Source organism: Streptomyces sp. NBC_01410 (assembly GCF_045040195.1).
Lineage (GTDB): Bacteria > Actinomycetota > Actinomycetes > Streptomycetales > Streptomycetaceae > Streptomyces.
In genome coordinates this window covers 6,837,203-6,852,514 of the sequence record NZ_CP109530.1, presented here as the reverse complement: position 1 = coordinate 6,852,514, position 15,312 = coordinate 6,837,203, and the positions used below count along the sequence as shown (strand labels likewise).

Annotated in this window: 17 protein-coding genes; 15 read left to right on the top strand and 2 right to left on the bottom strand. The window is 70.4% G+C overall.

Annotated elements, in window-relative coordinates; genetic code table 11:
• The first annotated feature begins 22 nt into the window (after positions 1-22).
• Positions 23-316, top strand: a complete 294-nt coding sequence (locus OG741_RS31395; protein ID WP_405603387.1) for a hypothetical protein — start codon at positions 23-25, stop codon at positions 314-316.
• A gap of 33 nt (positions 317-349) precedes the next feature.
• On the opposite strand, the gene OG741_RS31390 is transcribed toward OG741_RS31395, so the two are convergent.
• Together OG741_RS31390 and OG741_RS31385 are read right to left on the bottom strand one after the other, a co-directional pair.
• Positions 350-733, bottom strand: coding sequence for a helix-turn-helix domain-containing protein (locus OG741_RS31390; protein ID WP_405603386.1), 384 nt, complete (start codon positions 731-733; stop codon positions 350-352).
• A complete protein-coding gene (locus OG741_RS31385; RefSeq protein WP_405605856.1) occupies positions 730-978 on the bottom strand; it encodes a hypothetical protein in 249 nt (82 codons plus the stop codon). The genes OG741_RS31390 and OG741_RS31385 overlap by 4 nt, the downstream gene beginning before the upstream one ends.
• A gap of 168 nt (positions 979-1,146) precedes the next feature.
• Here OG741_RS31385 and OG741_RS31380 point away from each other — a divergent pair, with 168 nt between their 5' ends.
• From OG741_RS31380 to OG741_RS31315, 14 genes are all read left to right on the top strand, one after another.
• Entirely contained in the window at positions 1,147-2,199 is a 1,053-nt protein-coding gene (locus OG741_RS31380) for a lytic transglycosylase domain-containing protein (RefSeq protein ID WP_405603384.1), read from the top strand.
• 57 nt (positions 2,200-2,256) lie between these two features.
• Entirely contained in the window at positions 2,257-3,309 is a 1,053-nt protein-coding gene (locus OG741_RS31375; protein ID WP_405603382.1) for a sigma-70 family RNA polymerase sigma factor, read from the top strand.
• A gap of 100 nt (positions 3,310-3,409) precedes the next feature.
• Entirely contained in the window at positions 3,410-4,369 is a 960-nt protein-coding gene (locus OG741_RS31370; RefSeq protein WP_405603381.1) for an ABC transporter ATP-binding protein, read from the top strand.
• Positions 4,366-5,136 carry an MlaE family ABC transporter permease gene (locus tag OG741_RS31365; RefSeq protein WP_405603379.1) on the top strand — a complete coding sequence of 257 codons (771 nt, stop codon included), beginning with the start codon at positions 4,366-4,368 and terminating at the stop codon, positions 5,134-5,136. Before OG741_RS31370 ends, OG741_RS31365 begins: the two co-directional genes overlap by 4 nt.
• Positions 5,137-5,138: 2 nt before the next feature.
• On the top strand, positions 5,139-5,942 hold the full coding sequence (locus OG741_RS31360) for an MlaE family ABC transporter permease (protein WP_405603378.1): 804 nt from the start codon (positions 5,139-5,141) through the stop codon (positions 5,940-5,942).
• A 5-nt stretch (positions 5,943-5,947) separates the two neighbouring features.
• Positions 5,948-7,192 (top strand): MCE family protein, encoded by a 1,245-nt coding sequence (locus OG741_RS31355; protein WP_405603376.1) that lies wholly within the window; start codon positions 5,948-5,950, stop codon positions 7,190-7,192.
• Positions 7,189-8,223, top strand: a complete 1,035-nt coding sequence (locus OG741_RS31350) for an MCE family protein (protein WP_405603375.1) — start codon at positions 7,189-7,191, stop codon at positions 8,221-8,223. The genes OG741_RS31355 and OG741_RS31350 overlap by 4 nt, the downstream gene beginning before the upstream one ends.
• On the top strand, positions 8,220-9,200 hold the full coding sequence (locus tag OG741_RS31345) for an MCE family protein (protein ID WP_405603373.1): 981 nt from the start codon (positions 8,220-8,222) through the stop codon (positions 9,198-9,200). Before OG741_RS31350 ends, OG741_RS31345 begins: the two co-directional genes overlap by 4 nt.
• Complete coding sequence (locus OG741_RS31340) at positions 9,197-10,351, top strand: MCE family protein (protein ID WP_405603371.1); 1,155 nt, start codon at positions 9,197-9,199, stop codon at positions 10,349-10,351. The genes OG741_RS31345 and OG741_RS31340 overlap by 4 nt, the downstream gene beginning before the upstream one ends.
• Positions 10,348-11,622, top strand: coding sequence for an MCE family protein (locus OG741_RS31335; protein ID WP_405603370.1), 1,275 nt, complete (start codon positions 10,348-10,350; stop codon positions 11,620-11,622). The genes OG741_RS31340 and OG741_RS31335 overlap by 4 nt, the downstream gene beginning before the upstream one ends.
• Entirely contained in the window at positions 11,619-12,890 is a 1,272-nt protein-coding gene (locus OG741_RS31330; protein ID WP_405603369.1) for an MCE family protein, read from the top strand. Before OG741_RS31335 ends, OG741_RS31330 begins: the two co-directional genes overlap by 4 nt.
• The gene (locus OG741_RS31325; RefSeq protein ID WP_405603368.1) at positions 12,863-13,438 is read left to right on the top strand and encodes a hypothetical protein; all 576 of its coding nucleotides are present in this window, start codon (positions 12,863-12,865) and stop codon (positions 13,436-13,438) included. The genes OG741_RS31330 and OG741_RS31325 overlap by 28 nt, the downstream gene beginning before the upstream one ends.
• A gap of 49 nt (positions 13,439-13,487) precedes the next feature.
• On the top strand, positions 13,488-14,282 hold the full coding sequence (locus tag OG741_RS31320; RefSeq protein WP_405603367.1) for a hypothetical protein: 795 nt from the start codon (positions 13,488-13,490) through the stop codon (positions 14,280-14,282).
• A 185-nt stretch (positions 14,283-14,467) separates the two neighbouring features.
• The gene (locus OG741_RS31315; protein WP_405603365.1) at positions 14,468-15,292 is read left to right on the top strand and encodes a TIM barrel protein; all 825 of its coding nucleotides are present in this window, start codon (positions 14,468-14,470) and stop codon (positions 15,290-15,292) included.
• The last annotated feature ends 20 nt before the right edge of the window (positions 15,293-15,312 follow it).

The following is a 15,312-nucleotide window of genomic DNA, read 5'->3' as shown; positions in this document are numbered from 1 at the left end:
CCTCACATGGGAGAGAACTGTTGTGAAAGACATCCTGCTGTGGACCGCTCTGATCTTCGGTGCGGTGTGCACCGTACTGGCGGCCATGTCTCCGCCTCCGGCCGGCCGGATGTGGCGCACGGACCTGCAAGAGCTGGAACGCCGCCGACGTCTCAGGGCAGTTCTCGCAGCGCAGACCACTTTCCCCCTGGAACCATTGCCCGCGCCGCCGGCAGCCGAGAACATTCCGTCGCCGGAACAGCAGAATGAAGCTCCGTCATGGAGTTCCTGCAAATGCCTTGAATGGAAACCCGAAGAGATGCACGCGAAATTGTAGGACGGTCGGCTCCCGGGGGAAACCGACGGCCGCCTACGGGCTCTCCGCCCGCGTCTTTGTTTCCCGGTTCAGGTAGTTGTAGACGGTGAATCGGCTGACGCCGAGCGCACCGGCCACCGTCTCCACACCGTGCCGTACGGAGAACGCGCCGCGCGCCTCCAGGGTGCGCACCACCAGCTGCTTGGTCTTGCGGTCCAGCTCCGACAGCGGCATGCCGTGCCTGCGCTCCATGGCGGCCAGGATGTGGTCGAGAGAGTCCGCGAGCTGCGGGAGTCGTACGGCGAGGACCTCCTCGCCCTCCCAGCTGAGTACGACATCGTCCTCGCGGGCCTCACCGGGCGCGAGCAGCTCGCCCCCCATGGCGTCCACGAGCGGCTTGACCGCCTGTGCGAGTGCGTGGTCGGCGGGCCCGGTCATGCCTCGCCCTCCACGACGTTGACCTGCAGCGAGACCCGGGTGGCCCCCGCGGCCAGGGCCGTGCGCAGCAGCATGTCCACCGCGCTCAGCACCTCGTCGGCGCCGCCCTCGGCCGTATTGCCGAAGGGGCCCACATCCACCTTGTCCAGATCCGCGCTCTGGACGACCTCGCGGACGGCCAGCGCGTGCGCCGGCGGCTCGTCCAGGTCGAACGGCTCGGTCGTGAACTCCACTCTCAGTCGCACCATGCCCCCACGTTAGCCGCGCACTTCGGCGCAGTCGTCGGCCTCCCGGCCCGGAACAGCTCCCGAAAAGCTCCGGAAAAGGTACGACACGTCGCGACGGACGGACGCCGCTGCCGCGTAGAGCAGGTGAACGGGGCGCAGAGCAGCGCACTGGGAGGGGTCTGCATCATGACAGGGCGCAAGCTCAGAGGTGTCCACGCGAGCGTGGTCGTCACGGCAGCCATGGCGGCACTGACCGCATCACAGGCACCGGGAACGGCGGCGCACGCACCGGCCCCGGCGACGGTTCGGCCGGCCCCGCCCGGGCCGAGCGTCTCCGGAGACACCCCGTACCGCACCGAGCTTCCGCCCCTGCGGGCGCGCGGCGCGGCACACGACGCCGAGAGCGGCGCACCGGTGGGCGGGGCACTGCCCGCCACCGTCCTGGCCGCCTACCGGCAGGCCGAGGACGAGCTCGCGGACAGCAGGCCGGGGTGCCGTCTGCGCTGGCAGCTGCTCGCCGCGATCGGGCAGGTCGAGTCCGGGCAGGCGCGCGGCGGCCGGGTGCGGGCGGACGGCACGACGCTCACCCCGATCCTCGGCCCGCGGCTGGACGGGAAGGGGTTCGCCGTGATCAGGGACACCGACGGCGGGCTGTACGACGGGGACTCCGCGTACGACCGTGCCGTCGGCCCGATGCAGTTCATCCCCTCGACCTGGGCCGTCTGGGGCGCCGACGGCAACGGCGACGGACACAGCGATCCGGGCAACATCTACGACGCGGCGCTCGCGGCGGGGCACTACCTGTGCGCGGGCGGGCGCGATCTCTCCCGGGCGGCGGACCTGGACCGCGCGATTCTCGGCTACAACCGCTCCGGTGCGTATCTGCGCACGGTCAGGGCGTGGTTCACGTACTACCTCGAAGGCCACCGGGTTGTGCCGGACCAGGGTGCCGGACCGGCCGTCCGCCCGAAGCCGACGGCGCCCACGAGACCGCGGCCGGCTGCGTCCGCCGCGGCTCCCGCCCACCCGGCGGGCGCGTCCCCCGCGCCCAACTCCTCGCCCACGCCCGCCCCTTCACCCTCGCCGTCGAAGAGCGGCACAGCCGCCACGGAGCCCTCGTTGCCGCTGCCGACCGTCCCGGATCCCATCGGCGAGCTGCCCGGGCTCGGCGGGCTGACCAGCAACGGAACGGAATCGATGCGCGCCTCCCCCTCCACAAGCCCGGATACCGGGCGGTAATCTCCCCCGCGCCGGGCCTACGCACCTGCCCGGCCGGGTGAGCGCGAAGGGGCCCTCATGGCGACGGACACAGACGAGGCCGACGACCGGTGGCAGCGTGCCTGGAGCCACCGCGAGCAGCTGCTCAAGGTGGCACGGCGCAGGTCCATGAGTCTGGAGGACGCCGAGGACGCCGTACACGAGGCGATGCTGCGCGCCGCCGAGCACCCGGAACTGGACGACGAGCGGCTCGGCGCATGGCTGACGACGGTGACGATGCGGCTGTGCGTGGACCGCTACCGGCAGGTCAACCGGGAGAGCGAGGTGCGCAGCCAGCCGACGCTCCTGACACCGGTCCCGGTGCCGGTCGAGGAGGCGGTCTGCGACCGCGCCGAGGCCCGGTGGCTGGCGGTACGGAGCGGTGAGCTACCCGCCCGCCAGGCCGAGGCCCTGTGGCTGAAGTCCGAGGATCTGGACGTCGGCCAGGTCGCCGTGAAGATGGGGCTGAGCTACCGGACGGTCGAGTCGCTGCTGGCGCGGGCCCGCAGGACCCTGCGCCATTCGCTGGCCGCCACGCTGGGCGGGGCTCTGTGGCTGATCGGGCACGGCCGCCCGCGCGGCGGGCATGCCCAGGCGGTGGCGGTGGCCTCGACGGCGGCGACGCTGGCGTTCGCGGGCCTGATCCTGCTGCCGCACGTCCATGACAGCGACGGGCCCGGCTCGCCGCGTCCCGCGTCCCCGGCGGTGTCACAGGCGGGGGATGCGCGGGAGTCGGGCGGTGGCCCTGCGCCGACCGCCCCCGCTCCCACCGCCTCGCCGCAGGCCGATACGGACGCCGGGCGGCCTTCCGGCGGCCCCTTGCTCACGTCCCTGCCCGGGGTTTCGCTGCCCCCTCTGCCGCCGCTGCCGCTGACCGCTCCGGCAGTACCGGACGTCCCGGGTGTGCCCGAGGTGCCGGAGATTCCCGTGCCCGGCCTGTCCGGCCTGCCGTCGGCACCCTTGCCGTCCGCGTCCGTACCGTCCGTGCCATCGGCGTCCTTGCCATCCGCGTCCCTGCCCACGCAGGACCTTCCCACCGGGGACCTTCCCGTGGACATGTCGGACGCCGCGTCGCCCGTTCCTCACCCGTAGGAAACCTCCCGGAAAAATTCTTCGGCCCGCAGCGACGGACCGGCCGCCCCTCCCCGTAGAGCAGATGTCGGAGCTGCTCCACGGCTGAAGGGTGAACCGGATGGGTGTCGAGATCTGTGTGGAGGGACTGACCAAGTCCTTCGGTCACCAGGTCATCTGGCAGGACGTTTCGCTGACGCTGCCCGCCGGCGAGGTCTCGGTGATGCTCGGCCCTTCGGGCACGGGCAAGTCGGTGTTCCTCAAGACGCTCGTCGGGCTGCTCAGGCCCGAACGCGGGTCGATCCGGATCGCGGGAACCGACATCACCGCCCTGCGCGAACACGACCTGTACGAGGTGCGGAAGCTGTTCGGCGTGCTGTTCCAGGACGGCGCGCTGTTCGGGTCCATGAACCTCTACGACAACATCGCCTTCCCGCTGCGCGAGCACACCCGCAAACCGGAGAGCGCGATCAGGCGGATCGTGCTCGAGAAGATGGACATGGTCGGCCTGATCGGCGCCGAGGAGAAGCTGCCCGGCGAGATATCCGGCGGTATGCGCAAACGGGCGGGACTCGCCCGGGCGCTGGTGCTCGATCCGGAGATCATCCTCTTCGACGAGCCGGACTCGGGGCTCGACCCGGTCCGGGTGGCCTATCTCAACCAGCTGATCGTCGACCTCAACGCACAGATCGACGCGACTTTTCTGATCGTCACCCACGACATCGCCTCCGCGCGGCAGGTCCCGGACAACATCGGGCTGCTCTTCCGCCGCGAGCTGGTGATGTTCGGCCCCCGCGAGAAGCTGCTGACCAGCGAGGAGCCGGTGGTACGGCAGTTCCTGGGCGGCCGGATGCAAGGTCCGATCGGCATGGCCGAGGAGAAGGACGCGGCCCAGGTCGAGCAGGAGCTGGCACAGCTCGGCGATGCCGCCGACCCCGTACCGCACGGCCTGCCCGAGCTGACGCCGCGCCTTCTGCCCACCGCGGGGATCACCCGTCCGCCGCGCTGGGAGGCGATCGCCGAGCGCGAGGCGCTGCGACAGATGCGTGCCGCGGTGCGCGGAAGGGGGGCCGACGTATGAGCCTTTCGCCCACCGGAGCCCTCAGGCACACGGGCAGCCTCTTCGCGATGGGTCTCGACGTCCTGCGGACGATACCCAAACGCCCTTTCCAGGCACGGGAGTTCATCCAGCAGGCCTGGTTCATCGCCAGTGTCACGATCCTTCCGACCGCGCTGGTGTCCATTCCCTTCGGCGCCGTGATCGCGCTGCAGATCGGCAGCCTGACCCGGCAGCTGGGCGCGCAGTCCTTCGCCGGTGCCGCGTCCGTCCTGGCGGTGCTGCGCGAGGCCTCGCCGATCGTGACCGCGCTGCTGATCGCCGGGGCGGGAGGCACCGCGATCTGTGCGGACCTCGGGGCGCGGAAGATCCGCGAGGAGATCGACGCGATGCAGGTGCTGGGCATCGACCCCATCCACCGGCTCGTCGTGCCGCGGGTGCTGGCGACGATGCTGGTGGCGGTGCTGCTCAACGGACTGGTCTCGGTCGTCGGCGTGGCCGGCGGCTACTTCTTCAACGTGGTCCTGCAGAACGGCACACCAGGCGCCTATCTCGCCTCCTTCACCACCCTCGCCCAGCTGTCGGACCTGTGGGCGGCCGAGCTGAAGGCCCTGGTGTTCGGCGCCATCGCCGCGATCGTCGCCTCGTACAAGGGGCTCACCGCCAAGGGCGGCCCGAAGGGTGTCGGCGACGCCGTCAACCAGTCGGTCGTGATCACTTTCATGCTGCTGTTCGTCACCAACTTCGTGATGACGGCCGCCTACTTCCAGATCGTGCCGCAGAGGGGATGAGGATGGCGCTCACGCAATGGCTCGATGAACTGGGCACCCAACTGACCTTCTACGGGCGCTCGCTGGCATGGACCGGCCGGACCCTGCGCCGCTACAAGAAGGAGACCCTGCGGCTGCTCGCGGAGGTGAGCTTCGGCCGCGGCGCGCTGGCCGTCGTCGGCGGCACGGTCGGTGTCATCGCCTTCCTGTCCTTCTTCACCGGTACCGAGGTCGGCCTGCAGGGCTATGCCGCCCTGAACCAGCTGGGCACGTCGAACTTCGTGGCGTTCCTCTCGGCGTACTTCAACACCCGTGAGATCGCACCGCTGGTGGCGGGTCTCGCCCTGTCCGCGACGGTCGGCGCCGGGTTCACGGCACAGCTCGGCGCGATGCGGATCAGCGAGGAGACCGACGCGCTGGAGGTGATGGGCGTTCCCTCGCTGCCGTTCCTGGTGACGACGAGGATGATCGCCGGCTTTGTCGCCGTGATCCCGCTGTACGTGGTCGGGCTGCTGTCCTCGTACTTCGCCGCGCGCACCATCACGACCGGCTACTACGGGCAGTCGACCGGCACCTACGACCACTACTTCCAGCAGTATCTGCCGCCGGTCGACGTGCTGTGGTCCTTCGGCAAGGTGATCGTCTTCGCCGTCGTGATCATCCTTGTGCACTGCTACTACGGCTACTACGCGAGCGGCGGCCCGGCGGGCGTGGGCGTCGCCGTCGGCCGTGGGGTGCGCACCTCGATCGTCGCCATCAACATCCTCGACTTCTTCCTCAGTCTGGCGATCTGGGGCGCCAACACGACCGTACGGATTGCGGGGTAGGGCCGGTGCGGACCGTCCGACTGAAGCTGTACGGCGTCGCCTTCATCGTGGTGATGGGGCTGTTGCTGTCGTTGTCCGTGGCCGTGTACCAGCAGGTGTTCACCTCGGTCGTACGCATCACGCTGGAGGCCGACACGCTGGGCAACCAGCTGGATCCGCGGGCCGACGTCAAGCTGCGCGGGCTGCTGGTCGGCGAGGTGCGCGCGGTGCGGGCCGACGGCCGCAAGGCGACCGTCGACATCGCGCTCAAGCCGGAGCACGTCTCCCGGATCCCGGCCGACGTGCACGCGCGGCTGCTGCCCAAGACGCTGTTCGGCGAAAAGTTCGTCGAGCTGGTGGCGCCGCGCGGGTCCGGCGTCCGGCCCATCCGCGCCGGTGATGTCATCACCCAGGACCGCACCACGGTCGGTATCGAGGTGCAGCAGTTGCTCAACGACCTGCTGCCCCTGCTGCGCACCATACGGCCCGCGGAGCTCAACGCCACCCTGTCCGCGTTCGCCACCGCCCTGGAAGGGCGCGGCGACCGCATCGGCGCTAATCTGACCCGCGTCGAAGGGTACTTGCGCGAGCTCAACCCCCATATGCCGTCCATCAAGGAGGACATCGCGCGCTTCGCCGATGTGGCCGAGGTGTACGGCGACGCGGCGCCCGATCTGATGCGGATCCTGCGCAACTCCGTGACCACCAGCCGCACGCTCGTCGAGCAGCAGGACCGGCTGGCCGAGGCCCTGAAGGCGACCACCACGGTCGCGGGCACCGCGGAGAAGTTCTTCGACGACAACGGCGACCGGCTGATCACGCTCGGCCGGGTCTCCCGGCCGACCCTGGCGCTGTTCGCCCGCTACTCCCCCGAGTACCCCTGCCTCCTCGACGGCCTGGTGCGCCAGGAGGCGGCATCCGAAAAGGCGTTCGCGGGCGGGGAGATGCGCATCACGCTCGAATTCGTCCGCCCCCGGCCCGCGTACCGACCCGGTGAGGAACCGCGCTATGCAGAGCGCTCAGGACCCGACTGCAGAGGTCTGCCCAGCCCCCGTGTCCCGGCACCGGAGGTCCATCTCGACGACGGTACGAAGCGGACCGGCGCGGGCGGGCTGCCCGGCGGAGCCGGGGTGTCGGCCACCGCGGCCGAGCAGCGGGCCGTCGGCTCGCTCGTGGCCCCCGTCCTCGGGGTGCCGGCCGACCGGGTGCCCGCGGTCACGACGCTGCTGTTCGGACCGATGGCCCGCGGAACGGCGGTGAGTGTCGCATGAGGAGAGCACGTGCCACCGCGGCCATGGCGCCGCTGGTCAAGTTCAGTGTGTTCGCCGTGGTGACGGTGCTGGCGACCGCGCTGCTCGCGGCGACCATCGTCAATATTTCGTTTACGAAGGAGGACACCTACCGGGCGGTGTTCAGCGATGTCACCAGCCTGGAGGAGGGCGACGACATCAGGGTCGCCGGAGTGCGCGTCGGTGAGGTCCAAGACATCGCGATCAAGGACCGCACGCTCGCCGAAGTGACCTTCACCGTCGCCCATGACCGGCCGCTGCTGGCGAGCACCGGCGCGGTCATCCGCTACCGCAGTCTGGTGGGCTCGCGTTATGTCGCCCTGACCGAGGGGGCGGGCGACGGCACGCGCCTGGAGCCGGGCGGGGTGATCCCGCTGTCCCGGACGAAGCCCGCGCTCGACCTCAACGCGCTGCTCGGCGGGTTCAAGCCGCTGTTCGCGGCGCTGAGCCCCAACGACGTCAACCAGCTCGCCACCGAGATCATCAAAACCCTTCAGGGCGAGGGCGGCACGGTCAACAGCCTGCTCGCCCACACCGCGTCGCTCACCACGACGATCGCCGACCGCGACGAGCTGATCGGCTCCGTGATCGACAACCTCAACGCGGTCCTGGGGACCCTGGACAAGCGCGATGCCCGCTTCTCCGGCCTGCTCAAGCAGTTGCAGCGGCTGATCTCCGGACTGTCCGCCGACCGCAAGCCGATCGGTGCCTCGCTGGCGGGCATCGCCGGGCTGACCGAGGCCACCTCGGGTCTGCTCCAGGACGCCCGGCCGCCGCTGCGTGACGACATCGCCGGGCTGAGAGAGCTCACCGGAACGCTGAACGAGAACGAGAAGACCGTGGAGGGCGTGCTGAAACGGCTGCCGAACAAGCTCAACAAGCTGACGGGGACCGCCTCGTACGGCTCCTGGTTCAACTTCTACCTCTGTGACTTCGACGGCCGGATCGTGCTGCCGAAGACCAGAGAGGTCATCACCCCCGAGCTCCATGTCGCCCGGGCGAGGTGCTCATGATCCCGTTCCGTGAGAGAAATCCAGTGGTGATCGGAGCCGTGGGCGTCACCACGCTCGCGCTGCTGGCGCTGGCCGCGTTCAACGCCGACAGCCTGCCGCTGATCGGCGACGGCGAGACGTACAGCGCTGCCTTCTCCGAGGCGGGCGGCCTCAAGCCCGGCGACGAGGTGCGGATCGCCGGGGTCAAGGTGGGCAAGGTCGACGACGTCGACCTGGACGGTGACCATGTGAAGGTCACCTTCCGGATCAAGGACGAGCCGGAGTTCGGCACCCGGACCGGGGCCGCCATCAGGGTCAAGACGATCCTGGGCGCGAAGTACCTCGCGCTGCAGCCGAAGGGATCCGGGCAGCTGCGGCCCGGCAGCGAGATCCCGCTCAACCGGACAACTCCGGCGTACGACGTCGTGGCGGCGTTCAGCGATCTGACGACCACCACGGAGAAGGTGGACACCGCCCGGCTCGCGAAGGCGCTCGACACCATCTCCACCACCTTCGAGGATTCGCCCGCCGAGGTCCGGGCGTCCATCAAGGGTCTGTCGAAGATCTCCCGGACGGTGGCCTCCCGCGACCAGTCGCTGCGGGAACTCCTCGATCACGCCAACGGGGTCACCGGCGTGCTGAAGGACCGCTCCGACGACTTCGCCGTACTGGTCAAGGACGGCGACAAGCTCTTCAAGGAGATCGCCGCGCGGCGGGCGGCGATCCACTCGCTGCTCAAGAGCTCGGCCGCACTCGGCGTCCAGCTCTCGGGCCTGGTGCAGGACAACCGCAAGCAGATCGGCCCGGCGCTCAAGGGACTGGGCTCGGTGGTCGCCATGCTCGAACGCAACCAGGCGAGCCTCGACCGCAGCATCAAGCTGCTCGCGCCCTATGTGCGCGTCTTCACCAACACCCTCGGCAACGGGCGGTGGTTCGACAGCTACATCCAGAACATGGTCGCCACTCCGGTGGTTCCGCGGACGGGAGGCTCGCGATGAACGTCCGGCTCGTATGGAAAGGACGCCTCGCCCGGCGCGTGGCACTGGCCCTGGCGTTCGCGCTCGTCGCGGGCACGACGGCCGTCGTCCTGTGGCCGCGCTCGTCCCCGGTCCATGTCACCGCGTACTTCCCGCGCACCGTCGGCATCCACCCCGGCTCGGACGTACGCGTCCTCGGCGTCCGCGTCGGCGAGGTCGGGAAGATCACGCCGGAGGGCGGCCGGGTGCGGGTGGAGCTGGAGTACGAGCCCGGTCGCAGGATCCCCGCCGACGCGCAGGCAGCGATCATCAACTCCTCGGTCGTCAGCGACCGTTACGTACAGCTGCTGCCCGTCTACCGCGGCGGGCCCGCGATGAAGGACGGCGCGGTCATTCCGCTGAGCCGCACGGCCGTGCCGGTCGAGCTGGACCGGGTCTTCGACAGCCTGCACACGACAGCCGAGGCGCTCGGCCCCAAGGGCGCCAACGCGGACGGTTCGCTGTCCCGCCTGCTCGGGGTGAGCGCGGACAACCTCGACGGGCAGGGCGCCAAGCTCCACCAGACGGTCGAGGACCTGTCGCTGGCGGTCACCACCCTGTCCGACGGCAGGCAGGACCTGTTCGGCACCGTACGCAATCTGCAGGTGTTCACCGCGGCGCTGGCCGCCGACGACAGGAACGTGCGGTCGTTCAACGACAGCCTCGCCCAGGTGGCCGACCAGCTCGCCGGCGAACGCAAGGACCTGGCGGCGGCGCTCCGGAATCTGGGGGTGGCGCTCGGCGATGTGTCCACGTTCGTACGCGGCAACAAGAAGGCGCTGACCGCCGATGTGAAGGGACTCAGCAAGGTCACCCGAGTGCTGGTCACCCAGCGTGCCGCCCTGGCGGAACTGCTGGAGGTCGCACCGGCCGGGCTCTCCAATCTGCAGAACGCCTACAACCCCTCGTCCGGCACCCTCGACACCCGTAACAACCTGAACCAGTCCCAGGATCCGGCCGCGCTGCTGTGCTCTCTGCTGCGGACCACGGGGGACGCGGGCGGCCAGAACCCGGACTGCAAGGAGCTCCGGCAGCTCTTCGACACGCTGCCCCAACTGCCCACCGCCGCACCGGTGGCGGGCACCGGACCGGTCGACCGGACGCTCGGCGGAATCCTGGAGGCCGGTGCATGAGGCTCAGCAGAGTGCTGCGCGGGGGCAGGGCCGCGGCCCTGTGGACGGCCATGGGCTCGGTCGTGCTCACCGGCTGCGAGTTCAACGGCCTGTACGACGTGGGGCTGCCCGGCGGCGCCGCCGACGACGGCAACGCCTACCGGGTCACCGTCGAGTTCCGGGACGTACTCGATCTGGTGCCGCAGTCGGCCGTGAAGGTCAACAACGTCACGGTGGGCGCGGTCGAGAAGGTGGAACTGGCCGGCTGGCACGCCCGGGTGCGGCTGCGGGTCGACGGCAAGGTGAAGCTGCCGGCCAACGCGATCGCCGAGCTGCGCCAGACGAGCATGCTCGGCGAGAAGTACGTGGCGCTGTCCGCCCCGGCCGACAGCACCCCCGCGGGCCGGCTCGGCGACGGCGACCGGATCCCGCTGTCCCGTAGCGGGCGCAACCCGGAGATCGAGGAAGTTCTGTCCGCGCTGTCGGCCCTGCTCAACGGCGGCGGGGTGGCTCAGCTGAAGACGGTCACCACGGAGCTGAACAAGGCCCTCGAGGGCCGGGAGAACCGGGTGAAGTCCCTGCTGAGCGAGCTCGACACCTTCATCGGCGGCCTCGACGGGCAGCGCAAGGAGATCGTCCGCGCGCTCGAAGGCATCGACCGGCTGGCCGCGCGTCTTGCGCAGGAGAAGAAGACCATCGCCACGGCGGTCGACACCATGCCGGGCGCCCTGAAGGTGCTGGCCGACCAGCGCCGCAATCTGACCGCGATGCTCACCTCGCTCTCCAAGCTCGGCACGGCGGGCACCAAGGTGGTCAATGCCTCGCGGGCCGACCTGGTCGCCAATCTGCGCAGTCTGCGGCCGATCCTGGCGCAGTTGAACAAGGCGGGCAGTGATCTGCCGAACGCGCTGGAGCTGCTGACGACGTATCCGTTCCCGCGCAATGTGACGGGCGCGATCAAGGGCGACTACGTCAATCTCAGGATCACCGCGGATCTCGATCTCGCGAGCATCTACGGCAATCTCGCCGAGGAGCCAAAGAAGCCGGGCGCACCGGACAAACCCGGACTGCCGGACCTGCCCGAGCTGCCCGGCGTACCGCTGCCCACCTCGCTGCCGAAGGTCCCGGGCGCGCCGACGACACCTGCTCCCCCGCCGGTCGACACGGATCCACTGTGCCCGCCCGTGTGCACCGGCAGTTACGCCGCCTACGGAGGCGGGGACGCCGAACGCTTTCCGGCCGGGGTCTCCCCCGCCCTCGCCGAGCTCATGCTGAAGGGGATGCAGCCGTGATCACTCGTACGGTCAAGGCCCAGTTGCTCGCCTTCGCCACGGTCACCGCCGTCGGGGTGTCGTACGTCGGAGCCCAGTACACGGGCCTGGCGGACATGCTTCTCGACCGCGGCTACACCGTGCGCGCCGAGTTCACCGAGTCCGGAGGCGTCTTCCCGGGGGCGGAGGTCACCTATCGCGGGGTGCCGGTCGGCCGCGTCGGTGAGCTGCGGCTTGCGGGCGCGGACGGGGTGCAGGTGATGCTGGACATCGAGGACGAGGCGCGGATACCGGCCGACACGCTGGCGGTGGTGGCGAACCGTTCGGCGGTGGGCGAGCAGTACGTCGACCTCCAGCCGCGGGACAGCGACGGCCCATACCTTCGGGACGGCAGCGTGATCGTCCGCGGTGACACCCGGGTACCGCTGCCCACCACGGATGTCGTGCTGAGCCTGGACCGGCTGGTCAACTCCGTGGGCAAGGAGGATCTGCGCATCACGGTCGACGAACTCGGCAAGGCCTTCGCCGGAACCGGCCCGCATCTGAGCCGACTTGTCGACTCGGGCAACAGTCTCGTGGAGTCGGCGTCCGCTTCGCTGCCGCAGACCGTCTCGCTGATCGAGGACTCGCGCACGGTCCTCAAGACGCAGGTCGACAAGGGCTCGGCCATCAAGTCCTTCTCGCACGACCTGGCGGCCCTGACCGCCGAGCTCAAATCGAGCGACGGGGACCTGCGCAAGCTGATCGGCTCGGCCGCGCCTGCCGCACAGGAGCTGAACTCGCTGCTCAAGGCGAACGAGACCCATCTGCCCGTACTGCTGGGAAATCTGATCAGCGGCGGCCAGATCACGGTGGCCCGGCTGCCCGGCGTCGAACAGGCCCTGGTGACCTTCCCGGTGGTCGTCGCGGGCAGCTCCACCGTGATCCCGGGCGACGGCACCACCCACTTCGGGCTGGTCGCCGAAGCCGACGATCCGCCGCCGTGCCGCCAGGGATACGGCACCCAGCGGCGCGACCCGGCGGACACCGCCGAGCGCCCCGCGAACACGGGCGCCCACTGCGCGGCCCCGCGCGGCAGCGCCACCTCGGTCCGCGGGGCGCAGAACGTGCCCGGCGCCACGGCTTCGGCAGGGGCCGGCCGGGCGGCGTATGTCACCCCCTACGACCCCGAGACCGGCATCGTCGCCGGTCCGGACGGAACGCTCGTCGAGATCGGCTCGACGGGCGGCGAACAGAGCGTGCTCGGAAAGGACTCGTGGCAATGGCTGCTCGTCGGACCTATGGCATGAACGCGGGCATCCTCGCGCGCCTGACGCGCTCGCTGCGCCTGCTCGGCGCCAGAACGGCCGCCTCCGCCCGGCAGGGCAGAGCGACGGCGGCGGCACTCGTGGTGGCGACGGTGGTGACCACGGCGCTGAGCGGCTGGCTCTGCGTCCAGGTGTACGAGCAGCGCGCCGAGGCGCAGCGGCACCAGGAGATCCTGGCCGCCGCCCGGCAGTCCGCGCTGAACTTCACCTCGCTGGACTACCGGCACTACGCGCAGGACAGCGAGAACGTGCTGAAGGGCGCCACCGGTGACTTCAAGGAGCAGTTCTCCGGGCAGACGACCGAACTGACGAAGCTGGTCGCGGCCAACAAGTCCATCTCGCAGGGGCAGGTGCTCGAAGCGGGCATCACGCGTTCCGACGAGCGCACGGCCCGCGTCCTGGTCGTCGCCGACAGCAAGGTGACCAACACCGCCGCACCGGGGGGCCAGGCCCGCACCTATCGGCTGCAGCTCGATCTCGTACTGGAGAACGGCCGCTGGCTGACCTCCGACGTCGAGTTCGTCGGCTGACGTCGTGCCCGGGCACACACCCGAACCACCTGCAGTGAGGAGCAAGGCAGTGAGGACCAACACCGTGGCGAACCCGAACGGCCGAGGCCCCGGCGCCGCATCCCCCGGCCGTCGCTCGATGGCCGCTGCCGCCCGCGCGGCGGCCAGGCGTACGGAACGGGTCGCGACCCGCAGTCCCGAGGAGACGCGTCCGCAGCCCGGGGAGGATGCGCCTGCGCAGGCCCCGCACGAGCTGCCTCTGGAGGCGCCGGACGACGCGAGCCAGGGACGGAAGGCGGTCGAACAGCAGGCCGGGCCCGTCCTGGTCGCCGACGAACCAGTGGCGGCTGCCGCACGCGGGCGGCGGCGAGGCAGGTTCTGCGCCGTGCTGGCCGTGCTCGTGGCGGCGCTGCTGGCCGCGGTCGCCGTGCTCGGCTGGGAGTACGGGGACGGCCGGCGGACCGAGGGGGCGCGGGCGCAGGCGCTCGCCGCGGCGCGTGAAGCGGCGCCCGTGGTGCTGTCGTACGACTACCGGCGGCTCGACAAGGACTTCGCCGCGGCGCGCGGCCATCTGACCGGTTCCTTCCGTGACGACTACGGCAGGACGACGGCGAGGGTGGTGGCGCCGACCGCGGCGAAGTACCACGGGGTGGTCAAGGCGAGCGTGGTCAAGCCCCCGGGCGGCGGCGCACCGGCAGCCTCGGTGGTGTCGGCCTCGCCGGACAGGGCCGTCGTGCTGCTCTTCGTCAACCAGGTGACCACGAGCACGCAGGTGACGGGGCCGCGCGTCGACCTGAACCGGGTGCGGATGACTCTGACGCGTACGTCGGCGGGCTGGAAGGTGAGCGCGGTGGACGCGCTCTAGCCCTTTCGCCCGCCGGAAAGCCCCCGAGCGCCCCCGAGCCGGGGACAGGAGCCTGAACAGGCCCTCTGTCCCCCGGCTCGGGGGCGCTTTTTGGTTGCCCGCTCTTGACAGCCCTCCCCCATCCCAGGCAATCTTCCGTTAAGCAGAAACTGACTTCCGCGATACGGAAGGAGCGCAAGCCCCTCATGGGATACTCGGACCAGCGCTTCGATGTGAACCTCTCGATCCTCTTCACGGAACTCCCGCTCCTGGAGCGCCCCGCGGCAGCAGCCGCGGCGGGCTTCACCGCGGTCGAGCTGTGGTGGCCCTGGATCGAGACCCCCACCCCGCCCCAGGCCGAGCTCGACGCCCTCAAGAAGGCGCTCGACGACGCGGGCACCCAGCTGGTGGGCCTGAACTTCTACGCCGGGCAGCTGCCGGGCCCCGACCGCGGCGCGCTCTCCGTGCCCGGCGAGGAGTCCGGCCGCTTCCGCGCCAACATCGACGTGGCAGCGGACTTCGCCGCATCGGTGGGCTGCAAGGCGCTCAACGCGCTGTACGGCAACCGCGTCGAGGGCGTCGACCCGGCCGTCCAGGACGAACTCGCCCTGGAGAACCTGGTACTCGCAGCCCGCGCGGCCGACCGGATCGGCGCGATCCTGCTGGTCGAAACCCTCAACAAGCCGGAGTCCCCGCGCTACCCGCTGGTGAGCGCCCCGGCCGCGATCGAGGTCGTCGACAGGGTGAACGCGGCGACGGGACTCGGCAACGCCCGGTTCCTCCTCGACATCTACCACCTGTCGATGAACGGCGAGGACGTCAGCCAGGTCATCGCGGCCTACGCCGGCAAGACCGGCCACGTCCAGATCGCGGACAACCCGGGCCGAGGCGCGCCGGGCACCGGCTCGCTGCCGCTGGAGCAGCTTCTCGACGAGCTGACGAAGGCCGGTTACGACGGCTGGGTCGGCCTGGAGTACAAGGCCGGCGACCGCCCGAGCGCCGAGTCCTTCGGCTGGCTCCCGGCCCGCTGAACTCCCTGACGTACCAAGGT

Excerpts from the sequence above, each read along its gene's own strand:
- OG741_RS31390 (WP_405603386.1), bottom strand. The coding sequence starts at position 733 with ATGACCGGGCCCGCCGACCACGCACTCGCACAGGCGGTCAAGCCGCTC.
- OG741_RS31380 (WP_405603384.1), top strand. The coding sequence starts at position 1,147 with ATGACAGGGCGCAAGCTCAGAGGTGTCCACGCGAGCGTGGTCGTCACG.
- OG741_RS31375 (WP_405603382.1), top strand. The coding sequence starts at position 2,257 with ATGGCGACGGACACAGACGAGGCCGACGACCGGTGGCAGCGTGCCTGG.
- OG741_RS31370 (WP_405603381.1), top strand. The coding sequence starts at position 3,410 with ATGGGTGTCGAGATCTGTGTGGAGGGACTGACCAAGTCCTTCGGTCAC.
- OG741_RS31365 (WP_405603379.1), top strand. The coding sequence starts at position 4,366 with ATGAGCCTTTCGCCCACCGGAGCCCTCAGGCACACGGGCAGCCTCTTC.
- OG741_RS31360 (WP_405603378.1), top strand. The coding sequence starts at position 5,139 with ATGGCGCTCACGCAATGGCTCGATGAACTGGGCACCCAACTGACCTTC.
- OG741_RS31350 (WP_405603375.1), top strand. The coding sequence starts at position 7,189 with ATGAGGAGAGCACGTGCCACCGCGGCCATGGCGCCGCTGGTCAAGTTC.
- OG741_RS31345 (WP_405603373.1), top strand. The coding sequence starts at position 8,220 with ATGATCCCGTTCCGTGAGAGAAATCCAGTGGTGATCGGAGCCGTGGGC.
- OG741_RS31340 (WP_405603371.1), top strand. The coding sequence starts at position 9,197 with ATGAACGTCCGGCTCGTATGGAAAGGACGCCTCGCCCGGCGCGTGGCA.
- OG741_RS31335 (WP_405603370.1), top strand. The coding sequence starts at position 10,348 with ATGAGGCTCAGCAGAGTGCTGCGCGGGGGCAGGGCCGCGGCCCTGTGG.
- OG741_RS31325 (WP_405603368.1), top strand. The coding sequence starts at position 12,863 with ATGGCTGCTCGTCGGACCTATGGCATGAACGCGGGCATCCTCGCGCGC.
- OG741_RS31315 (WP_405603365.1), top strand. The coding sequence starts at position 14,468 with ATGGGATACTCGGACCAGCGCTTCGATGTGAACCTCTCGATCCTCTTC.